Genomic DNA, 17,315 nt, shown 5'->3' with positions numbered 1-17,315 from the left:
CCGAAAACCATGGCAAAATCAAACGCCAGCAAAAGTATTTGCTGACTAAAATGTCCAGCCCCACCACACGGGGGTATGAGGAGCCGGAACCAAAAAATATTTGGCACTGACATTCATCGACACACTATTGAGTTCTCAAAGAACAGGCGCACGCAGGTTGACCCTAGATTCTCACTGGGGGCTTCCTGAGGCAACTTTCCCAGCCTAGCCAATCACCCGAGCAGAGTCAAGCCACTCGTCCGATCCGGTCTTGCTGGCCGTCAGGCGCTCCTCGTCCTACCTCGTTTCCCAGGCCTTTCGGCTCCGGGTCGGTGTCCGTGTCGCTCTGACTTGGATAAAGTTACGTGGCGGAGAACGCAGAGTCAAATCCGCACTACACGCATGTCATTTCGCAGGTCAGAGGCTATCTGAGCATCCGAAAAGCGGGCTCGGGCCACCAGAATGTGACCCGAGCCACGTGATCTTTATGCGCCCGCCCGCAGTACGCCAGCGAAGTTCCGCTTGCCGCGGCGCAGCACCAGCCAACGTCCGTGCAGGTAGTCGGCATCGGCGGGGGTCCATTCGAGATCGGAGATCCGCTCGTTGTTCACCGATGCCCCGCCCTCGTTCACCGCGCGACGTGCCGCACCGCGGCTTTCCGACAGACCGGTCGCCACCAGCAGATCGACGATGGTGTTCTGCGTTCCCGGTTCGACCTCGGCGACCGCGCCCTCGACGGCGGCTTCCCGCAGCGCCGCGCCCAGCGTCACCTCATCCAGTTCACGCAGATCGGCGCGACCGAACAACGCCTGACTCGCCAACTGCACGGCACGGGTATTCGCCTCGCCGTGCACCAGATTCGTCATTTCCTCGGCCAACTTGCGCTGCGCTTCCCGAGCGTGTGGGCGTTCGGCGGTGGCCACCTCGAGCTCGGTCAGCTCTTCGCGGGAGAGGAAGGTGAACCAGCGCAGGTAGCGCACGACATCGGCGTCGGCGGTATTCACGAAGTACTGGTACCAGGCGTAGGGGCTGGTCATCTCCGGGTCCAGCCACAGGCTGCCGCCACCGGTCGACTTGCCGAACTTCTTGCCATCGGCCGAAGTGACCAGCGGCAGGGTCAGCGCATGGACCGACGCACCGTCGATCCGGCGGTTCAGTTCAACGCCCGCGATGATGTTGCCCCACTGATCCGATCCGCCGACCTGCAGCGTGCAGCCGTGCTTGCGGCGCAGTTGCAGGTAGTCGTTGGCCTGCAGCAGCATGTAGCTGAATTCGGTGTAGGAGATGCCCTCGCCGTCGAGGCGGCGCTTGATGGTGTCGCGGGCCAGCATGACATTGACCGAGAAGTGCTTACCGATATCGCGCAGGAAGTCGATGGTCGACAGCTGGCCGGTCCAGTCCATGTTGTTGGCGATGATCGCGCCGGTGGGTGAGTCGTCGAGATCGACGAAGCGCTCCAGTTGCGAGCGGATCCGGGCCGCCCACTCCGCAACGGTGTCGGTCGAGTTCATCGCGCGCTCGCCGACGTCGCGCGGGTCGCCGATCAGGCCGGTGGCGCCACCGGCCAGCACGATCGGGCGATGGCCCGCGCGCTGGAAGCGCCGCAGCGCGAGCAATGGGACCAGGTGTCCGGCGTGCAAACTGGCCGCGGTGGGGTCGAAACCGGCATAGAGGGTCAGCGGGCCCGCGGTCGTCGCTGCGCGCAGGGTGTCCAGGTCGGTGGACTGCGCGATCAGTCCGCGCCAGGTCAGTTCGTCGATGATGTCGCCGCTCACGCCTGCGCCTCGCTGGCGCTCGGCTCCGCCGTGCGCGCGGCGCGCTGGCACATGGTTCGCTCACTTCGTTCGCTCACGCTGCCCTATCTTTCCGCACCGGTGCCCGCGACCGGCATGCCCCTCAGTGTCACCGTGCGCCGCTGCGCAGGTCGAACGAATTTCCGGGACCACTCAGCGGCGACGAATCGACCGCCGACAAGGCCCCACGAAAGCGGGTATCGGCCGGAACACGACAACGATCGGCAGACCGAGGTCTGCCGATCGTGTGGGTTATTCGGATATTCAGCGAGCCGACAGGTCGCGCACCGCGATGATGCTGTCGCGCCGCTGCCAGGCGATCCAGACCAGCGCCGCGCCCAGTACCAGCGGGAAGGGCGCCAGGGCGGGCGTGCCGAGCAGGAACACCTGGGTAAGCGCCGCGCACACCATGGTGATGGTCAGGCCGACGGCCGCCGGGCCGTTCAGGCGGGGCACCAGCAGGCCGATGCCGCCGGAGAGCTCGACCACACCGGTGAAGTAGCGGAACCACTGTCCCCAGCCGATGGTGTCGAAGGATTCGACCGCCGCATGTGCACCCAACAGCTTCGGGGCGGCGGAGGCGACGATGAGGAACAGCGCGATCAGGGCCTGTACGGTCCACAGCGCGATATTCATCTTCTTGCCGGGGACGGTGGCGATCGGGGCGGCGGAGGCGATGGCGGTCATGGTGTCTTTCCTTCGGGTCGGTTGCGCCGGGTGGAGCGCGTTCAACGGATAGGACGGACACCGCGGCGAAAACTCATCGCTCGCCCCGAAAAATCCTGTCACCAGGCGTTATATCGCCTCAATCGGCGCGCGCGGGCTGCGCCGGTAGACCGAGACGGCAGGTGATGCGAGCCAGAATCGCCACGCCACATCCGCCGCACTGCTGACGCCGACCCGCGGGCCGCTGGCGATCTCGGCGGGGTCGATCGCACCGTTGAGTTCCAGCCGGATCGGCGACGCCGGATCGAATAGCGGAATCCCGTAGTCGCTCAGCGTGATTCCCAGTGCGCTGCCGAGATTGCCTGGGCCCCTTGCCAAATCGGCATCGGTGCGGGCCGCGGGGCGTCGCGCCCGCGCCGTCTCCAAGCCCGCGACCACCTCGCCGGACCGGATGAGCACCGCGCTCGCCGTGCCGTCCGGCCCGCTGGTCACGTTCACGCACATGTGCATCCCGTAGCTGAGATAGACGTACAGCACCCCGGCGGGGCCGAACATCACCGCATTGCGCTTGGTTCGCCCGCGACCGGAATGCGATGCCGGATCCGGCCATGGTCCGGCCGGATCGCCGCCGTACGCCTCGGCCTCGACGATCCGCACGCCTACCGGTCCGGCCCACAGCATCGAGCCGAGCAGTCGCCGGGCCGCGGCGGGCGGTTCGACCGCGAGTTCCTCGTTACGCACGACTCACCATTGTTCCCGACATCAAACGTAGCGGCTGTGCTGGCCGGAGCGCAGGGTGATCAGATCGTCGATGATCACCGCGGCGTAGCCGACCGCGACCAGCACCGCGAGCTGCGCCCAGGCCACCGACGCGACACCGATCGGGATGGTCGCGGCCACCGCGGCGGCAGCGATGAGCCGCGACCATGGGCGCGGCAGACCGAGGGCGAGCCGGAAACAGAATTGACCGAAGAAATACAGGGCGACACCGCCGGAGAGCGCCGACGCGGCCGCGATGGAGGCGGGTTCGTTGCCGTGCGCGATGGTCATATTGATGCCAGCGGCGGTGACGGTGATGCCGATGAGCAGCGGGTAGAGCGCGTAGCCGTAGGCGAGTACCGCGGGACGTGAGCGTTCCCGGTCCGGGACCGCGGCCAGTGCGAGCTCGCCGCGGTCGTCATCGATACCGAAGTACGCCCACCACAGCACATAGGCCAGGCAGAGGCCGAGCGCGACAGTGGCGACCAATGGCACGGTGAGCTTCTCCCCCGCCAGACCGACGCCGATCGCGACCACCGACTCGCCGATGGCGACGATGATCACCAACCCGTTCCGCTCGCAGAAATGGCTGGCCCGCACCACGAAATCGTGGGTGTCGACCAGATAGGGGCTGAGCACCTGCACCGCGAACGCCGCGCACCAGCACAGGTACTGCGACCATCCGTGCACGAAACCGCCCGCGAGTACGAGCGCCGCGGCGAGCGCGTTCAACGGCGCGATGCGTTTGATCGCCTGCGTCGCCGATGCGCCACCGCTGACCCAGAACAGCACGGTGTGCACGGTATTGACCAGGACGTAGCCGAGTCCGAATGCGAGGCCGGTGCCGTGGAAGGCGTCCGGGATGGCCAGTGCCAGCACGAAGAATCCGAACATGCCGATCAGCAGCAGGGTGCGGCGCTGCGAACTGTTCGGCGCCACTTCGTTGGTGAGCCAGACATATCCGCTGTACATCCACCAGATGACCCCGAACAGAACCATCACCTGCGCCAACGACGCCCACCCCGGATGGTGGGTGAAAACATGGGTCAACTGGGTGATGGTGAAAACGAAGACGAGATCGAAGAAGAGTTCCAGGGTGGAAACCCGGACCTGTCCCCCGTCCACGTCGGTTTGCGTGGTCTTGCTGTTCACGGCACGAGCGTAGAACGGTGCGCCGGGTACGGCGCGCCGAGTGGCCGGGGCTTTGCCGGAGGCGAACGGTCAGCCGTCCAGGCGGTCTCAGCCGAGCACATCCGTCCCCATGTACAGCCCCTTGAGCTTGTTCGGGTTGACCTGGAAACGCAGGTTGTGGATGTGGCCATCGATGATGTCGTAGGTGAACGCCGCCACCGGATTTCCGTCGATGAGCGCCAGCGCGCCGAGTTCGCCATTGATATGCGCCGGTTGGAGTACGACGCCAGCGACGGTTGGCTTGGCGAGTACGCCGAGAACCCAGCGGGCCACATGGTCCGGACCGTAGAGCGGACGCCGGGCCGCGGTGACCACGCCGCCGCCATCGGACCAAGAGGTCACATCGGGGGCGAGCAGATCCATCAGCGCGTTGAGATCGCCACCGTTACAGGCGGACATGAACTGTTCGGTGATATGCGCGCGCTCGGCCTTATCGGTGTCGAAACGCGGACGACGCGATTGCACATGTGCACGGGCCCGGTGCGCGATCTGGCGGACGGTGGCCTCGGGCTTGTCGAGGGTGTCGGCGATTTCGGCATGGCTGTAGCCGAAGACCTCGCGCAGCAGGAATACCGCACGCTCCACGGGATTCAGGGTTTCCAGCACCACCAGCATCGCGGTGGAGACGGTATCGGCCAATTCGGTCTCCTCAGCGATATTGGGTGATGTCAACAGGGGTTCGGGAAGCCATGGGCCGACGTAGGTTTCGCGTTTGGCCTTGGCGGAGGTGAGCCGGTTCAACGAAAGGTTGGTGACCGTGCGCACCAGATAGGACTTGGGATGCTGGACGGTCGACTGATCGGTTTCGTTCCACTTCAGCCAGGTGTCCTGAAGGATGTCCTCGGCATCGGTGACGGTGCCCAGCATCCGGTAGGCGGTGGAGAAGAGCAGCCGCCGGTGTTCGATGAAGGGATCCTGCGCGGGCGTAGCGTCGACCATTGGGCTCATGCTCCTGATCCAGGTCCGGATCTGGAAATCGAGATTGTCCGGACGAACACGACAGCCGACCCGGCCGCCCGCCTGGGATGGCGGGCGACTGATCCGGACCGGTTCCTCATGCGGTGTGGCGAGTCGCCTTGCCACCCTTGGACAGTTGGACCGAGACCGTCATCTTCTTGCTGAGTTTGAAGCTGGGTACCGGGCTGCTGCTCACACCTTCCTTGTACCGCACCGCGGCGCGCCCGGTCAGGTAGAACCGCCCCGGAGTGTCGTCGGCCTTGGTGAACTGGATGACCGCGTCCTTGCGGCCCAGGCTGACCGGCTGGTGGAAGTAGCCGAACCGGAACGGCTGCACCGACTTACCTTTCAACTGCCGCGCAATGGCATCGGCGGTGTAGGCGGCGGTCGGCAGGCCGGACTGGCAGGTGCCGTGGATCTGCCCCCAGGCCTGGCGCACCCCGGCGGCGTCACCGATGGCGTGGACAGTGGGATGCGAGACCGAGCGCAGGGTCGGGTCGACCACGATCAGTCCGCGTGCGTCGGTTTCGATGCCCGCCCGTGCGGCCAGCGGCGAAACCCGGACGCCGGTGGTCCACAGGGTCAGATCGGCCGAGACCAGTTCGCCGTCGGCGAGTTCGACCGCATCGGGCAGCACCTTGGTGACCGCCTGGCCGATCTCGCGGGCGACGCCGAGCCGGTCGAGCGCCTTGTTCAGATAGGCGCGGGCCTTATCACCCATCATCGCGCCCGGTTCGGTGCTGCTGATCAGTGTGACCTTCGCGCCGGGAAAGCTTTCGGCGATTTCGGCCGCCGCCTCGATACCGGTCAGACCGCCGCCGCAGACCGCGACGGTGCCGCCATTGGCCGCGACCAGTGCAAGATGTTCGGAGAAACGGTGCGCGGTGCGCGGATCGTTCAGGGTCCAGGCGTGATCGACGGCGCCGGGCACGATGCTGGTGTCGGTGCTACTGCCCAGTGCGTAGATCAGCTCGTCGTAGCGCAAGGTGGCGGTGCCGTCGAGGTAGACCCGCTGGGCCTCGGGATCGATCGAACTCACCCAGCCCTGGACGAATTCGATGCCCGAGCCAGCCAGGATCTCCGGAATCTGATTGTCGGCCAACTCCTGGCCTGCGGCGACCTGGTGCATGCGCAGCCGCTCGGTAAAGCGCGACGACGGATTGACGATGGTGATCTGCACATCGAGTTTGCGAGTCCGCCGGGCCAGCCGGATGGCGGCCAGCATGCCGGTGTAGCCCGCGCCGAGTACGACGATCCGATGCGTGGTGGGCTCACCCGTCACCCGGCCGCCACCCCGCAACGAATCGCTACGCGATGCTGTATTCATAGTTGCTCCCATGGTCGGTGTCACCGGGGCAGGTTTCTCGGTTGGTGACGACCATGGGACAAACCACCTTCCCTGGACGTGACAGTCGCATGATGTGACGCGCGTCACGCGCTTTTGATGCCGCTGATTTCGACCTCTACCAGCGGAAACATCGGGATCAATGCTTTCCGAGCGCCTCGGTTCGGATCAACTGGAACAGGCTCGGGTTATCGGTCGTGGTGACCACGCTGACGATCTTGCGCGCGAACAGGTCGCCCTCGGCCAGTCGCAACAGCGCCGCGGCCAGGTCGACGCGCGCGGTGTACCGGTGATCGGCATGCCCCTCGACCATCGTGTAATCGGTGACGGCGGGCAGCGCGTACAACCCACCGGGACGCACCACCGTCCACTCCAGATCGCTCGCCGCCAACAGCGCCTCCATCCGCCGCATGTCGTCGTAGAGCGTCTTGCCCATGACTCGCACGATGTAGGGCTGCAGCACCCGATTGAACACGAACCCGGCCTCCGAGTAGTGCTTCGGATCGACCGCACTCGACGAGACGGCCGCGATCCGGCGCACACCGTGCCGCCGCATCGCGGCGATGATGTGGCAAATCCCCTCGGAGTAGGTGGTGATCTGCTCCTTGCTGTACGGAACGCCCAATGCGGACAACACCGCATCGGCACCGGCGACGGCCGTATCGACCGAATCCGGTTGGTGGACATCACCACCGAAGACCGTAAGCCGACCGTGTTCGATCGGGAACTCGCCGAACTGGATCTGATCGCGGGTTTCCTGCGCCGCACCGCCGCGGCCGGGCACGACGCGGCCGCGGAGCTCGCCAACGACTGACCCACCGGAATCAGGGACGAAATCGGGATGCTCCCGGATGTGGGCGGGTAGCGCCGATCCCTACCGTCGTCGCATGTCTTCGGTTTCCCGGCCGCGCTGGCTGCGGCGGTTGCTCCTGATTGTCGCGGCGTTCACGACGGTATTGCTGCTTTCGGTCGGCGGCTGCGTCACGTGGGTGTATCACAGCGCGGTCGTATCCACAGTCGGTAGTACCGATTTCAGCAATGAGCTCGCGATCCCGCCGCTGGCCCAGTCCCGGATCCGAGAAGATGGCACCCGGGTCTTCGAACTCGATATGCGCTCGGGGCGAAGGGAATTCCGTCCGGGGCAAGCCACGGAGACATGGGGGTTCAACGGCGACTATCTCGGGCCAACGCTGCGGGCCCGACGTGGCGAACGGGTGGAAGTCGAAGTCCGGAACAAACTTTCGGAGCCGTCGACCGTGCACTGGCACGGTATGCATCTGCCCGCCGCGATGGACGGCGGACCGCATCAGATGGTGCAGGCCGGTGGCATATGGACACCGCAGTGGACCGTGGACCAGCCCGCGGCGACACTCTGGTACCACCCACATCCGCACGGCGCGACCGAACAGCACGTCCGGCGTGGGCTCGCGGGCATGTTCCTGCTCGATGACGAGGTGTCCGAAGGACTTTCGCTGCCGAAGAACTACGGCGTCGACGATCTGCCCGTCATTGTCCAGGATGTGAAATTCCGTGGGAACCAGCTCGATTCGTCTCATGGCATATTCCGCGATATCGGTTTCCTCGGCGACCGGACCATGGTGAACGGCACCCTGACGCCGTTTCGGAATGTCGGCGACGAACTCGTGCGGTTGCGGTTACTCAATGCGTCGACCGCGCGGGTCTACACCTTCGGGTTCGCCGACGACCGCCGATTCTCCCTGGTCGCCACCGACGGCGGCCTGCTGGAACGCCCCGTCGCACTGGACCGGGTGCGATTGTCGCCGGGCGAGCGCGCCGAGATCGTGGTCCGGGTGCGACCGGGTGAGCGAACTGTGCTGCGCAGTACGAAACTCGATGCGGGGCTGGACATCTGGGCGCAGCGCTTCGCAGGCGGTGACGACAGCTTCGACATCCTCGAGTTGCGCGCGGCGCCGACACTGCGGCCCTCGCCCGAAATGCCGGTGGCACTGGCACATCCGTCGACCCCCGACGGTTCCGACTCGGTGACCGAACGCAACTTCGAGCTGCAGTTGAGCGGAATCAACGGCAAGCCGATGGCAATGGACCGAATCGATTTCACCGTCACCAGGGGTACGGCCGAGACCTGGACGGTGCACAACAGCGACGGCATGCCGCACAACTTCCACATCCACGATGTGCAGTTCCGAGTCCTCGAACTGAACGGCGCGCCGCCGCCGGATGCGTTGACCGGACCGAAGGACACCATTTTCCTGCCACCCAACGCGCGGGCGAAGATCGCGCTGCGGTTCGACGGACCCGCCGATCCGAACTCGCCGTACATGTATCACTGCCATCTGCTCTGGCATGAGGACCAGGGCATGATGGGCCAGTTTGCCGTGGTCGAGCCGGGACAGTCGGCCGGAACTCCGGCACATAACCAAAGCCACCACTAGACGCGACGCCCGCGGCGCGCTAAATTCATCACACAGTGAATTCAACACTCGATGAATTGAGGCGTCTCATGACGGACCTGCACTCATCTCCCGCTGTAGAGGTACACAACCTCTTCGTGCGCCGCGGCGGCCGCGAAGTTCTGCACGATATTTCGCTGACGATTCCGCGCGGCTCCATCACCGGGCTGCTCGGACCGTCCGGCTGCGGCAAGACCACCCTCATGCGAAGCATTGTCGGCACCCAGATCGTGGAGTCCGGTGAGATCTCGGCGCTCGGGATTCCGGCGGGCGCGGCAGAACTGCGGCGCCGGATCGGCTACGTAACCCAGGCGCCGAGCATCTACCCGGATATCAGCGTCCGCGAGAACGTCGCCTACTACGCCGCGCTCTACGGCCGCGACCGCGATGACACCGACGAAGCCATCGCCGCGGTCGGCCTGCTCGAACAGGCGCGTCAGCGCGGTGACGAACTCTCCGGCGGCCAGCAGACCCGTGCCTCACTCGCCTGCGCGCTGGTCGCGCAGCCCGAAATATTGATCATGGACGAGCCGACGGTGGGCCTGGATCCCGTTCTGCGCGTTGATCTGTGGAAGCAGTTCCACGAATTGGCCGCGAACGGGACGACGCTACTGGTGTCCAGCCACGTAATGGACGAGGCCGAGCACTGCGACAAACTACTGCTGCTGCGCGAGGGCGTACTCCTCGCCCAACTCAGCCCCGACGAACTGCGCACCGAAACCGGTGAACAGAACCTCGAACAAGCCTTCCTCACCCTGATCACGATGGGACGTGCGGCATGACTACCACCCTCGTACCCCCACGCCGGATGCCGACGCTGCGCCCGTACGTGGCGACAACCGGGCGTATCCTGCGCCAGTTGCGCAACGACCACCGCACTGTCGCAATGATTCTCGTGGTTCCGGCGGTGCTGATGACGCTGCTGTACTTCATCTATAAAGACACCCCGCCCAATCCGCTCAACCCGGTGCCGATCTTCGACCGCGTCGGCATGAGCATGCTGGGCATCCTGCCGTTCATCGTGATGTTCCTGATCACCGCGATCGCCATGCAGCGCGAGCGTACCTCGGGCACGCTGGAGCGGCTGCTGACCACGCCACTGGCCAAGCTCGATCTGCTCGCCGGGTACGGCACCGCCTTCTCCCTGGCCGCGGCCGCGCAGGCGGCGGTGGCCTGTCTGGTCTCCTTCGGTCTGCTCGGCCTGAATTCGGCGGGCAGTCCGGCCTGGGTGGTGGTGATCGCGATGGTCGACGCGATCTGCGGTGTGGCACTCGGCCTATTGGCAAGTGCCTTCGCGCGCACCGAATTCCAGGCCGTGCAGTTCATGCCGGTGGTGGTCGCGCCGCAGATCTTCCTGTGCGGCCTACTCGTTCCGCGCGGGCAGTTGCCGGGCTGGCTGGAGGCGATCAGCAATGTGATGCCGTTGAGTTACGCGGTCGATGCGCTGCAACAGGTTTCGACACATCCGGAGGTCACCGGGCAGATGTTCCGGGATCTGCTGGTCGTCGCCGGATTCGCCATTGTCGCGCTGTGCCTCGGCGCAGCCACCCTACGGCGGCGGACCGCGTGACCGAGGCGACCAACGGCGATCGCGGCACCCGCTCCGGGCGTCGGCCAGGACAATCCGGCGCCCGCGAGGCGATCCTGTCCGCCGCCCGCACCCGCTTCGCCGAGGGCGGTTTCGATAAGACCTCGATCCGTGCCGTCGCCGCCGACGCCGGGGTCGATCCGGCATTGGTCCATCACTACTTCGGGACGAAACAGCAGTTGTTCGCCGCGGTGGTCGAACTGCCGGTCGATCCGGAGGCGACGCTGCGCCGGATCGAGGCCGCACCGCTGGATCGGCTCGGGGAGACCATTATCGGCTCGGTGGCCGCGGTATGGGACTCCCCCGCCGGTCCCGGGGTCGTCGCGGTGGTGCGCAGTATTCTCGCGGGCGGTGACGACGCGCTGGCCAGGACCTTTGTGCTGGATATCGTGCTCGAACGGGTGCGGGTGCGGATCGCGACGCCCGAGGATGACGGCCGAGCCCGGGTCGCTCTGGTCGGCACCCAGATGATCGGGGTGCTGGTCGCGCGCAAGATTCTCGAAATCGAGCCGCTGGCGTCCATGCCGCTGGCCGATCTCGTCGCCGCGGTGGGGCCGACTCTCCAGCGCTATCTCACCGGTGAAATCGATACCGCCACAACATGATCGGCATTCAGCGGGTACCGGCCGAGTTGGCACCCGCTCGGCGGATCGCTGCCATCGCTGTGCGGGTCGTACGAACGCCCGATGGCACCCGCGATGGTGTGCCATCGAGCGCATGCTCGATCAGGCGTCGGCGTGCTGACTGGTGAAGGCGGTGTGCTCCGCGTCGGTGACATCGCGGGCCTCATCGATCAGCAGCACCGGGATGCCGTTCTCGATCGGGTAGGCGCGGCGCAGGCGTGGGTTGTAGAGCGCGGTGGCGCCCTTGTCATCGCGGACCAACAGCAGCGGACCCTTGTCCTGCGGGCAGGCGAGCAGGCTCAACAGCGTGGCGTCCAAGGCGGTTTCCTCCGGCATGATCGATAACTTACCCGTCGCCTAGCACGGCTCCGCACCGGAACCGGCCGATGGCGACGGCTCCCGCCGGAACGAGATGTAGCGATGACCGAAATAGCTGGCGATCGCGACAAGTCCCATCACCACCACCGCCGACGGCTTACTCGGCAGGTGCAGTACCGAGACGGCCAGCGACAGCAACGCCATATTCATCAGCAGGCCACCGGAATTCACGCCGACGAACCGGAGGAAATCGCGGATCACGTGGCCGCGCACCCGGAAAACCAACGTCCGATGCAGTACGAATGCGATCACGATGCTGATGGCATAGGCCAGGACCACCGCGACCGCGGGTGGCACGCTCGCGCCGAGGATCGCCAACCACATGACGGTCAGCCCCATCCCCAGCGCGGTATTCACGACGCCGACGGCCGCGAACGCGATCTCCTGCCGCTTGACGATGCGCAGCAGCGGTCCCGGGTCCTCGGACTCCGCTGGCCTCGGCACCACCGCCTTCGCGGCGTCCGAGCCCACCGGATCTCCCGCGCCCGCATTCACCGAATTCGCCGCACCCGTGGTCACCGGATCGCGTCTGCCAGATCGGGTTGGGCCGTCGCTGGTTCCGGCGTCTCCGCATCCGCGGTCGCCAGGTCGGCGGGCTCGTCATCGGGCCGCCGACTCCGCAGATACAGCCACTGCAGCACACCCAGTCCGGCCAGGCCGAGCACCGCGGTAGCGCCGCCGATCTTCCAGCCGGGCGGACGCCAGCTCAAGACCAGGTCGCCGTTCTTGGTACCGGCCGGAACATCCACGGTCACAAAGATTTTCGCGACCACCCTGATCGGAATATCCCTACCGTCCAGCGTCACCCGGTAGCCCGGCCAGCCGAGCCGCGCGAAGACGATCTGCCCGCCGTTCTCCGAATTCACCCGCACCCGGCTGGTCATATCCGATTCGGAGACCGAGGTGGCGGTCACGCCCGTCGTATCGGCGACCCGGCCGTTCTGGGTGGAGATCAGCCCGTTCTCGCGCTCGAGCACCGCGATATAGCGCTCATGGCCCGGGTAGTCGACCCACTTCCAGCCGAGCGGCGCGGGTTGGTTGCGTGCATCCGGGTACAGCGCTCGTTGCAGCACCACCCGGTCCACCTTCATCAGATCGACGATGGTCCGGCCGGTGGTCGGTTCGGTCGCGAACGCGCGGCGGTAGGCATCCGGGCAGACACTGGTATCCCAGCGCATGCAGAGCATGTCGCCGAACCAATAGTGCCCGTTCGGGGTGTAGCCGCTGACGTAGGTCAGCTCGAGATCCTTGGCGTAGTTACCGAATACCAGCGATCCGTACGCGCCCTGCAGTGTGCGCTCATTGGGCTGGATCAGTCCGCGATCGGCGAGTTGCAGTGTGGTGCCGGGGAATTTGGGGAAGGCGCGCTTCATCTCGGCGCGGTTCTCCGGCAGGTTCCAGCTCATCGGCGTCGGCTGCACCATATTCACCTGGAGGAATGCGATCGGGAACACCGCAACGATGGCCAACGCGCAAGCCGCGGCCGTCCCCCGGTTGCGGCCGAGCCACACCACAGCGGCCCCGAGTGCCGCGACGGCGGCCACCGAGACCAGATGCCAGCCGATGCGGTGCGGATCCGCGGAGAAGGTCCGCGCGAGCAGCAGTCCGAGCAGCAGCGCACCGGCGATGCCGCGCCGCCGCCAGTCCGCGAAGGTGGCATAGCGCCCGAGCAGCACGCACACCAGCACCAGCAGTCCGAGCGCCAGCATCGGCAGCACCCGGGCGGGCCAGCGCAGCGGGCCGATGGTGCCGGGTCCGGCGGTCCACATCAGCGCCATGATTGCGACCAACGCAGGCGCGGTCAGCTCGCGCGCGCTCGCGCGCGCCTTACCCCAATCGACGAACGCCAGTGCCGGAATCAGGAACCACGCGATGTACACCACCGGCAGTGGTTGGATGTAGCCCCACCAGGAACTGTAGGCGGGCATGGTGGTCGGCAGGCTGGCATTCAGCGACTCCGACCAGGGCACGGTCAAGAACTGGTCGTTATTGATCTGGGAGGTGCCGCGCCAGGTCACCTTTGCCGAGAGCATGCTCGGCAGATAGGTCGCGAGCCCGGCGAGCGCTGCGAAACCGGCCACCGTCAGCAGCCGCAGCGAGGGCTGCCACTTCTTCTGATAGACCAGTTCGCCGACCGCCACCGCGCCGATCATCAGCCCGGCCTCCACGGCCGGGAAGATGTACTGCACCGAAATGGCCAGATACAGAAAGACGAATGTCGGAATCGGACCGCTGCGGCCGCGCGCGTACCTGACACCGGAGGCCCAGGCGTGCACCATCCATGCGGTGCCGGTGAAGGCGGTGAACCAACTCGCCTCGTCGAAGAACAGCAGCCACCCGGTGAACGGAATCGAGACACCCGCGACCGCCGCCCACGCCGGCTTCGCGCCATAGACGAGGCAGATCCGGTACACGCCGAGGCCGAGGATGACCGCGAAGATCAGTTTGACCACGGTGGCGTACAGCGCGAGGTTATCGACCGAAGGCGCGATCAGATCGATCAGCAGCTGCGGCGGATTGAGCAGACCCGCCTCTTCGATCGTGTAATTGCCCGCCATCCAATGCTCGGGGACCAGCGCGGGCAGCTGTCCGTCGCGCAGCTGCCGCCCGAGCATCACCCATAGCGGGGCGTACTGCGATTCCGTGTCGTCGGTGTAGAAATGCCGGACGTTGGCCAGCAGTACCGCAACATATCCCGCGATCACCCCGAGCGCGGTAATGATGCCCCATTTGTACACGTCCCGCGGGGCAGGGACGCTACTTTCCACCACGAGTTCCAGACCCTACAGTGCAACACCGTTCGCTCGCATCGCCCGCTGGCCCGTGGCCCGAATCCGGTCGGCTCCGAACATGATCAGCGGGCCGACGGGGCGCGGTCGGCACCGTGTTAGAGTTCACGACGGCTCGGGCTCAGCACCAGCGACGAGTACCGGCACGCACCGTCATCGAAAGTCGATCTCGCCAATGCCGATTCCCACCGCACGTACGCCCCGGCCGGTTCCGGGGACATCGAGCGAGCGTCCGTTTGCCCGGTCCCAGAGCGGCCACCGGCACTCGGTCTCCGTCGTCGTGCCCGTCTACCGGGGCGAGGACACCATCGCCGCGCTCGTCGCCGAACTCGACAAGTTCGCCGAGGCGACCGTCACAGCCGATGGCACCACCTTCATCGTCGACGAGATCATCCTGGTCCACGACAACGGCCCGGACCGCTCCGATGTCGTCATGCAGCAGCTCGAGCAGACCTACGAGCAGGTCAGGGCGGTGTGGCTGAGCCGCAACTTCGGCCAGGACGCCGCGACCATCGCCGGTATGGCGGCCGCGCGCGGCGAGTGGATCGTCACGATGGACGAGGACGGCCAGCACGATCCCGCCTTCATCGCGGCCTTCCTGGACGCGGCGCTGGCCGAACGCGCCGACCTGGTCTACTCCAAGCCGACCAATACCCGCCCGCACGGCTTCCTGCGCAACCTCACCTCGCGCGGCGCCAAGATCGTGCTCGCCACCATCTTCGCCTTCCCGGATTCGACACGGTTCGAGAGCTTCCGGCTGATCCGCGGCGATATCGGCCGTCAGCTCGCCGAGGTCGCCGCCAACGGCGCCTACCTGGATGTGGCTCTGACCTGGGTGGTCGGCAATACCGTCTCGGTGCCGGTGCTGTTGCGCGCCGAAGGCCGCGAGGAGTCCGGATACAACTATCGGCGGCTGTTCTCGCTGTTCTGGAAGATGGTGCTGTGCAGCGGAACTCGCGGCCTGCGGCTGGTCAGCCTGCTCGGCGGCACGCTGGCGCTCGTGGGCGGGATCATGGCAGCGGTGATAATCGTCCAGAAGCTGGCGGGCCATAACAACGATCCCGAGGGTTGGGCCTCGATGATCGTGGTCATGCTGCTGTGTTCGGGCGCGATCCTGTTCTCGCTCGGCCTCATCGCCGAATATCTCGGTGTGGCACTGCACATTCTGGTCGGTAAGCCGCTCTATCTGACCGTGGACTCCCCCACCCCGCGCCCGGCTACCATCGAGGCGCCGGACACGACCCATCGAGTCACCGACGCGGTACCGGCAGCCGCAGGTGAGAAGGGCAAAGGGGAGTGAACGAGCGCATCATCTTCAGCCGGCCGTTCCGCGCTGGCCGCGAGCTGGCGAACATCGAGGCCGTACTCGGCTCGGACCACAGCCATGGCGACGGCAAGTTCACCGCGTCCGCGACGGCCAAGCTGAAGAACATCACCGGGGCGCCGCACGCGCTACTGACCACCTCCTGCACGCATGCCCTGGAATTGGCCGCGCTGCTGCTCGAACTCGGACCCGACGATGAAGTAATCGTGCCGAGCTTCGCCTTCACCTCGGCGGCCACCTCGATGGCGCTGCGCGGTGCGACGTGCGTCTTCGTCGATATCGATGAGGCGAGCGGCAATATCGACCCGGATTCGGTCGCCGCGGCGATCACCGACCGGACCAAGGCGGTCGTGGTCATGCACTACGGCGGCGTCGCCGCCGATATGGAACGACTACTCGCGCTCACCGAGCAGCACGGCATCGCGCTCATCGAGGACAATGCGCACGGCCTCGGCGGCACCTGGCGCGGTCGCCAACTCGGCACCATCGGCACGCTGGGCACCCAGAGCTTCCACGACACCAAGAATGTGCACTGCGGTGAGGGTGGCGCGCTGCTGCTCTCCGACGAGATCCTGATGGGTCGCGCGGAGATCATGCGGGAGAAGGGCACCAACCGGGCCCGCTTCCTGCGCGGTCAGGTCGACAAATACTCCTGGCAGGACATCGGCTCCAGCTATCTGCCCAGCGAACTGAACGCGGCCGTACTCGACGCGCAGCTCGATGAATTCGACGCGATCCAGGTGCAGCGCCACCGGGTGTGGGACACCTACGCCACCCAACTGCCGGACTGGGCCGAACGCACGGGCGCGCGGCTGATGACGGTGCCCGAGGATCGGGAACACACCGCGCACATGTTCTTCCTGCAGATGCCGAGCGAAGAGTCACGTGACGGGCTCATCCGGCATCTCGCCGCGCAGGGCATCGTCGCCCCGTTCCACTACATCCCGCTGGATTCCAGTCCGGCCGGACTGAAGTACGGGCGGACACCGGTGCCGTGCACGCGCAGCGCGCGGTTCTCCTCGACGATTCTGCGGCTGCCGCTGTGGCCGATGCTGACCGAGGCTCAGCTCGGTCGCGTGGTCGAGGCCGTCACCGCTTATAGCTCGTAACCCGTCCCTACTGCTGCTGACGCTGCTGACGGGCGGCCTCGTCGCGGATCTCGCGAAGTCTGGTCGCCGCATCCTTCGTCGGCCGGGCGGGTATCGCGGGTGGTGTAGCCTGCGGCAGCTGCGGCGGCGTTTCGGCCTTACCTCGGCTGGCGACGTAGAGCCGGAACGCGCCGTAGCCGAGCAGCAGCAGGACCACCACGGGCACCAGCGAGAAGATCACGCTCTGCACGAAGCCGACAATCATCAGCACGCCCAGCAAAGCCAGGATGCCGATGCCGAGCTGAACCTTCCACGACATCTCGAAACCTCCGTCGTCGTCGAGGACTTGGTATCCACGCTACGCACTTGCGGGCGTCGACGGCGGCATCCGGTGCGGGTTTGT

18 protein-coding genes are annotated in these 17,315 nt (G+C 66.1%); 7 read left to right on the top strand and 11 right to left on the bottom strand.

Annotation, left to right across the window (positions count from 1 at the left end):
- Positions 1-464: 464 nt before the first annotated feature.
- The 7 genes from tyrS to ABZ293_RS34190 form a co-directional block, all read right to left on the bottom strand.
- Positions 465-1,754, bottom strand: coding sequence for a tyrosine--tRNA ligase (gene tyrS, locus ABZ293_RS34220; protein WP_355187537.1), 1,290 nt, complete (start codon positions 1,752-1,754; stop codon positions 465-467).
- A 282-nt stretch (positions 1,755-2,036) separates the two neighbouring features.
- Positions 2,037-2,459 (bottom strand): DoxX family protein, encoded by a 423-nt coding sequence (locus tag ABZ293_RS34215; protein ID WP_355187535.1) that lies wholly within the window; start codon positions 2,457-2,459, stop codon positions 2,037-2,039.
- A gap of 108 nt (positions 2,460-2,567) precedes the next feature.
- A complete protein-coding gene (locus ABZ293_RS34210; protein WP_355187533.1) occupies positions 2,568-3,179 on the bottom strand; it encodes a DNA-3-methyladenine glycosylase in 612 nt (203 codons plus the stop codon).
- A gap of 21 nt (positions 3,180-3,200) precedes the next feature.
- Positions 3,201-4,349 carry a low temperature requirement protein A gene (locus tag ABZ293_RS34205; RefSeq protein WP_355187531.1) on the bottom strand — a complete coding sequence of 383 codons (1,149 nt, stop codon included), beginning with the start codon at positions 4,347-4,349 and terminating at the stop codon, positions 3,201-3,203.
- A gap of 87 nt (positions 4,350-4,436) precedes the next feature.
- Positions 4,437-5,327, bottom strand: coding sequence for an RNA polymerase sigma-70 factor (locus tag ABZ293_RS34200; protein ID WP_355187529.1), 891 nt, complete (start codon positions 5,325-5,327; stop codon positions 4,437-4,439).
- Between the two features lie 115 nt (positions 5,328-5,442).
- Positions 5,443-6,672, bottom strand: a complete 1,230-nt coding sequence (locus ABZ293_RS34195) for an FAD-dependent oxidoreductase (RefSeq protein ID WP_355187527.1) — start codon at positions 6,670-6,672, stop codon at positions 5,443-5,445.
- 157 nt (positions 6,673-6,829) lie between these two features.
- On the bottom strand, positions 6,830-7,411 hold the full coding sequence (locus tag ABZ293_RS34190) for an NAD(P)-binding oxidoreductase (protein WP_355187543.1): 582 nt from the start codon (positions 7,409-7,411) through the stop codon (positions 6,830-6,832).
- Between ABZ293_RS34190 and ABZ293_RS34185 the strand changes: the two genes are divergently transcribed.
- The 5 genes from ABZ293_RS34185 to ABZ293_RS34165 all read left to right on the top strand — a co-directional run bounded on the left by ABZ293_RS34185 (position 7,370) and on the right by ABZ293_RS34165 (position 11,315).
- On the top strand, positions 7,370-7,504 hold the full coding sequence (locus tag ABZ293_RS34185; RefSeq protein WP_355187545.1) for a hypothetical protein: 135 nt from the start codon (positions 7,370-7,372) through the stop codon (positions 7,502-7,504). The genes ABZ293_RS34190 and ABZ293_RS34185 overlap by 42 nt on opposite strands.
- A gap of 73 nt (positions 7,505-7,577) precedes the next feature.
- Positions 7,578-9,104: a multicopper oxidase domain-containing protein gene (locus ABZ293_RS34180; protein ID WP_355187525.1), complete on the top strand. Its 1,527-nt coding sequence runs from the start codon at positions 7,578-7,580 to the stop codon at positions 9,102-9,104.
- Between the two features lie 68 nt (positions 9,105-9,172).
- Positions 9,173-9,904 carry an ABC transporter ATP-binding protein gene (locus tag ABZ293_RS34175; RefSeq protein WP_355187523.1) on the top strand — a complete coding sequence of 244 codons (732 nt, stop codon included), beginning with the start codon at positions 9,173-9,175 and terminating at the stop codon, positions 9,902-9,904.
- Positions 9,901-10,692 carry an ABC transporter permease gene (locus ABZ293_RS34170; protein WP_355187521.1) on the top strand — a complete coding sequence of 264 codons (792 nt, stop codon included), beginning with the start codon at positions 9,901-9,903 and terminating at the stop codon, positions 10,690-10,692. Before ABZ293_RS34175 ends, ABZ293_RS34170 begins: the two co-directional genes overlap by 4 nt.
- A complete protein-coding gene (locus tag ABZ293_RS34165) occupies positions 10,689-11,315 on the top strand; it encodes a TetR family transcriptional regulator (RefSeq protein ID WP_355187519.1) in 627 nt (208 codons plus the stop codon). The genes ABZ293_RS34170 and ABZ293_RS34165 overlap by 4 nt, the downstream gene beginning before the upstream one ends.
- Before the next feature lie 120 nt (positions 11,316-11,435).
- Here ABZ293_RS34165 and ABZ293_RS34160 read toward each other — a convergent pair whose 3' ends face one another.
- The 3 genes from ABZ293_RS34160 to ABZ293_RS34150 form a co-directional block, all read right to left on the bottom strand.
- Positions 11,436-11,669: a Trm112 family protein gene (locus ABZ293_RS34160; protein WP_354961354.1), complete on the bottom strand. Its 234-nt coding sequence runs from the start codon at positions 11,667-11,669 to the stop codon at positions 11,436-11,438.
- Positions 11,670-11,690: 21 nt separating this feature from the next.
- Entirely contained in the window at positions 11,691-12,158 is a 468-nt protein-coding gene (locus tag ABZ293_RS34155; RefSeq protein ID WP_354961368.1) for a GtrA family protein, read from the bottom strand.
- A 68-nt stretch (positions 12,159-12,226) separates the two neighbouring features.
- The gene (locus ABZ293_RS34150; protein ID WP_355187541.1) at positions 12,227-14,449 is read right to left on the bottom strand and encodes a hypothetical protein; all 2,223 of its coding nucleotides are present in this window, start codon (positions 14,447-14,449) and stop codon (positions 12,227-12,229) included.
- A gap of 226 nt (positions 14,450-14,675) precedes the next feature.
- Here ABZ293_RS34150 and ABZ293_RS34145 point away from each other — a divergent pair, with 226 nt between their 5' ends.
- Together ABZ293_RS34145 and rffA are read left to right on the top strand one after the other, a co-directional pair.
- A complete protein-coding gene (locus tag ABZ293_RS34145; RefSeq protein ID WP_355187517.1) occupies positions 14,676-15,800 on the top strand; it encodes a glycosyltransferase in 1,125 nt (374 codons plus the stop codon).
- Positions 15,797-16,933 carry a dTDP-4-amino-4,6-dideoxygalactose transaminase gene (rffA, locus tag ABZ293_RS34140; protein ID WP_355187515.1) on the top strand — a complete coding sequence of 379 codons (1,137 nt, stop codon included), beginning with the start codon at positions 15,797-15,799 and terminating at the stop codon, positions 16,931-16,933. Before ABZ293_RS34145 ends, rffA begins: the two co-directional genes overlap by 4 nt.
- Before the next feature lie 7 nt (positions 16,934-16,940).
- Here the strand turns inward: rffA and ABZ293_RS34135 are convergent, their stop codons facing one another.
- The gene (locus tag ABZ293_RS34135) at positions 16,941-17,231 is read right to left on the bottom strand and encodes a hypothetical protein (protein WP_355187513.1); all 291 of its coding nucleotides are present in this window, start codon (positions 17,229-17,231) and stop codon (positions 16,941-16,943) included.
- Positions 17,232-17,315: the final 84 nt, after the last annotated feature.

Origin of the sequence: Nocardia sp. NPDC005998 (assembly GCF_040614395.1) — a bacterium.
GTDB lineage: Bacteria > Actinomycetota > Actinomycetes > Mycobacteriales > Mycobacteriaceae > Nocardia.
The sequence above is the reverse complement of the archived record's forward strand: the minus strand, read 5'-3'. Positions and strand labels throughout refer to the sequence as shown.

Coding starts and splice junctions, on each gene's coding strand:
- ABZ293_RS34215 (WP_355187535.1), bottom strand. CDS start 2,459: ATGACCGCCATCGCCTCCGCCGCCCCGATCGCCACCGTCCCCGGCAAG.
- ABZ293_RS34200 (WP_355187529.1), bottom strand. CDS start 5,327: ATGGTCGACGCTACGCCCGCGCAGGATCCCTTCATCGAACACCGGCGG.
- ABZ293_RS34195 (WP_355187527.1), bottom strand. CDS start 6,672: ATGAATACAGCATCGCGTAGCGATTCGTTGCGGGGTGGCGGCCGGGTG.
- ABZ293_RS34180 (WP_355187525.1), top strand. CDS start 7,578: ATGTCTTCGGTTTCCCGGCCGCGCTGGCTGCGGCGGTTGCTCCTGATT.
- ABZ293_RS34175 (WP_355187523.1), top strand. CDS start 9,173: ATGACGGACCTGCACTCATCTCCCGCTGTAGAGGTACACAACCTCTTC.
- ABZ293_RS34170 (WP_355187521.1), top strand. CDS start 9,901: ATGACTACCACCCTCGTACCCCCACGCCGGATGCCGACGCTGCGCCCG.
- ABZ293_RS34160 (WP_354961354.1), bottom strand. CDS start 11,669: ATGCCGGAGGAAACCGCCTTGGACGCCACGCTGTTGAGCCTGCTCGCC.
- ABZ293_RS34145 (WP_355187517.1), top strand. CDS start 14,676: ATGCCGATTCCCACCGCACGTACGCCCCGGCCGGTTCCGGGGACATCG.
- ABZ293_RS34135 (WP_355187513.1), bottom strand. CDS start 17,231: ATGTCGTGGAAGGTTCAGCTCGGCATCGGCATCCTGGCTTTGCTGGGC.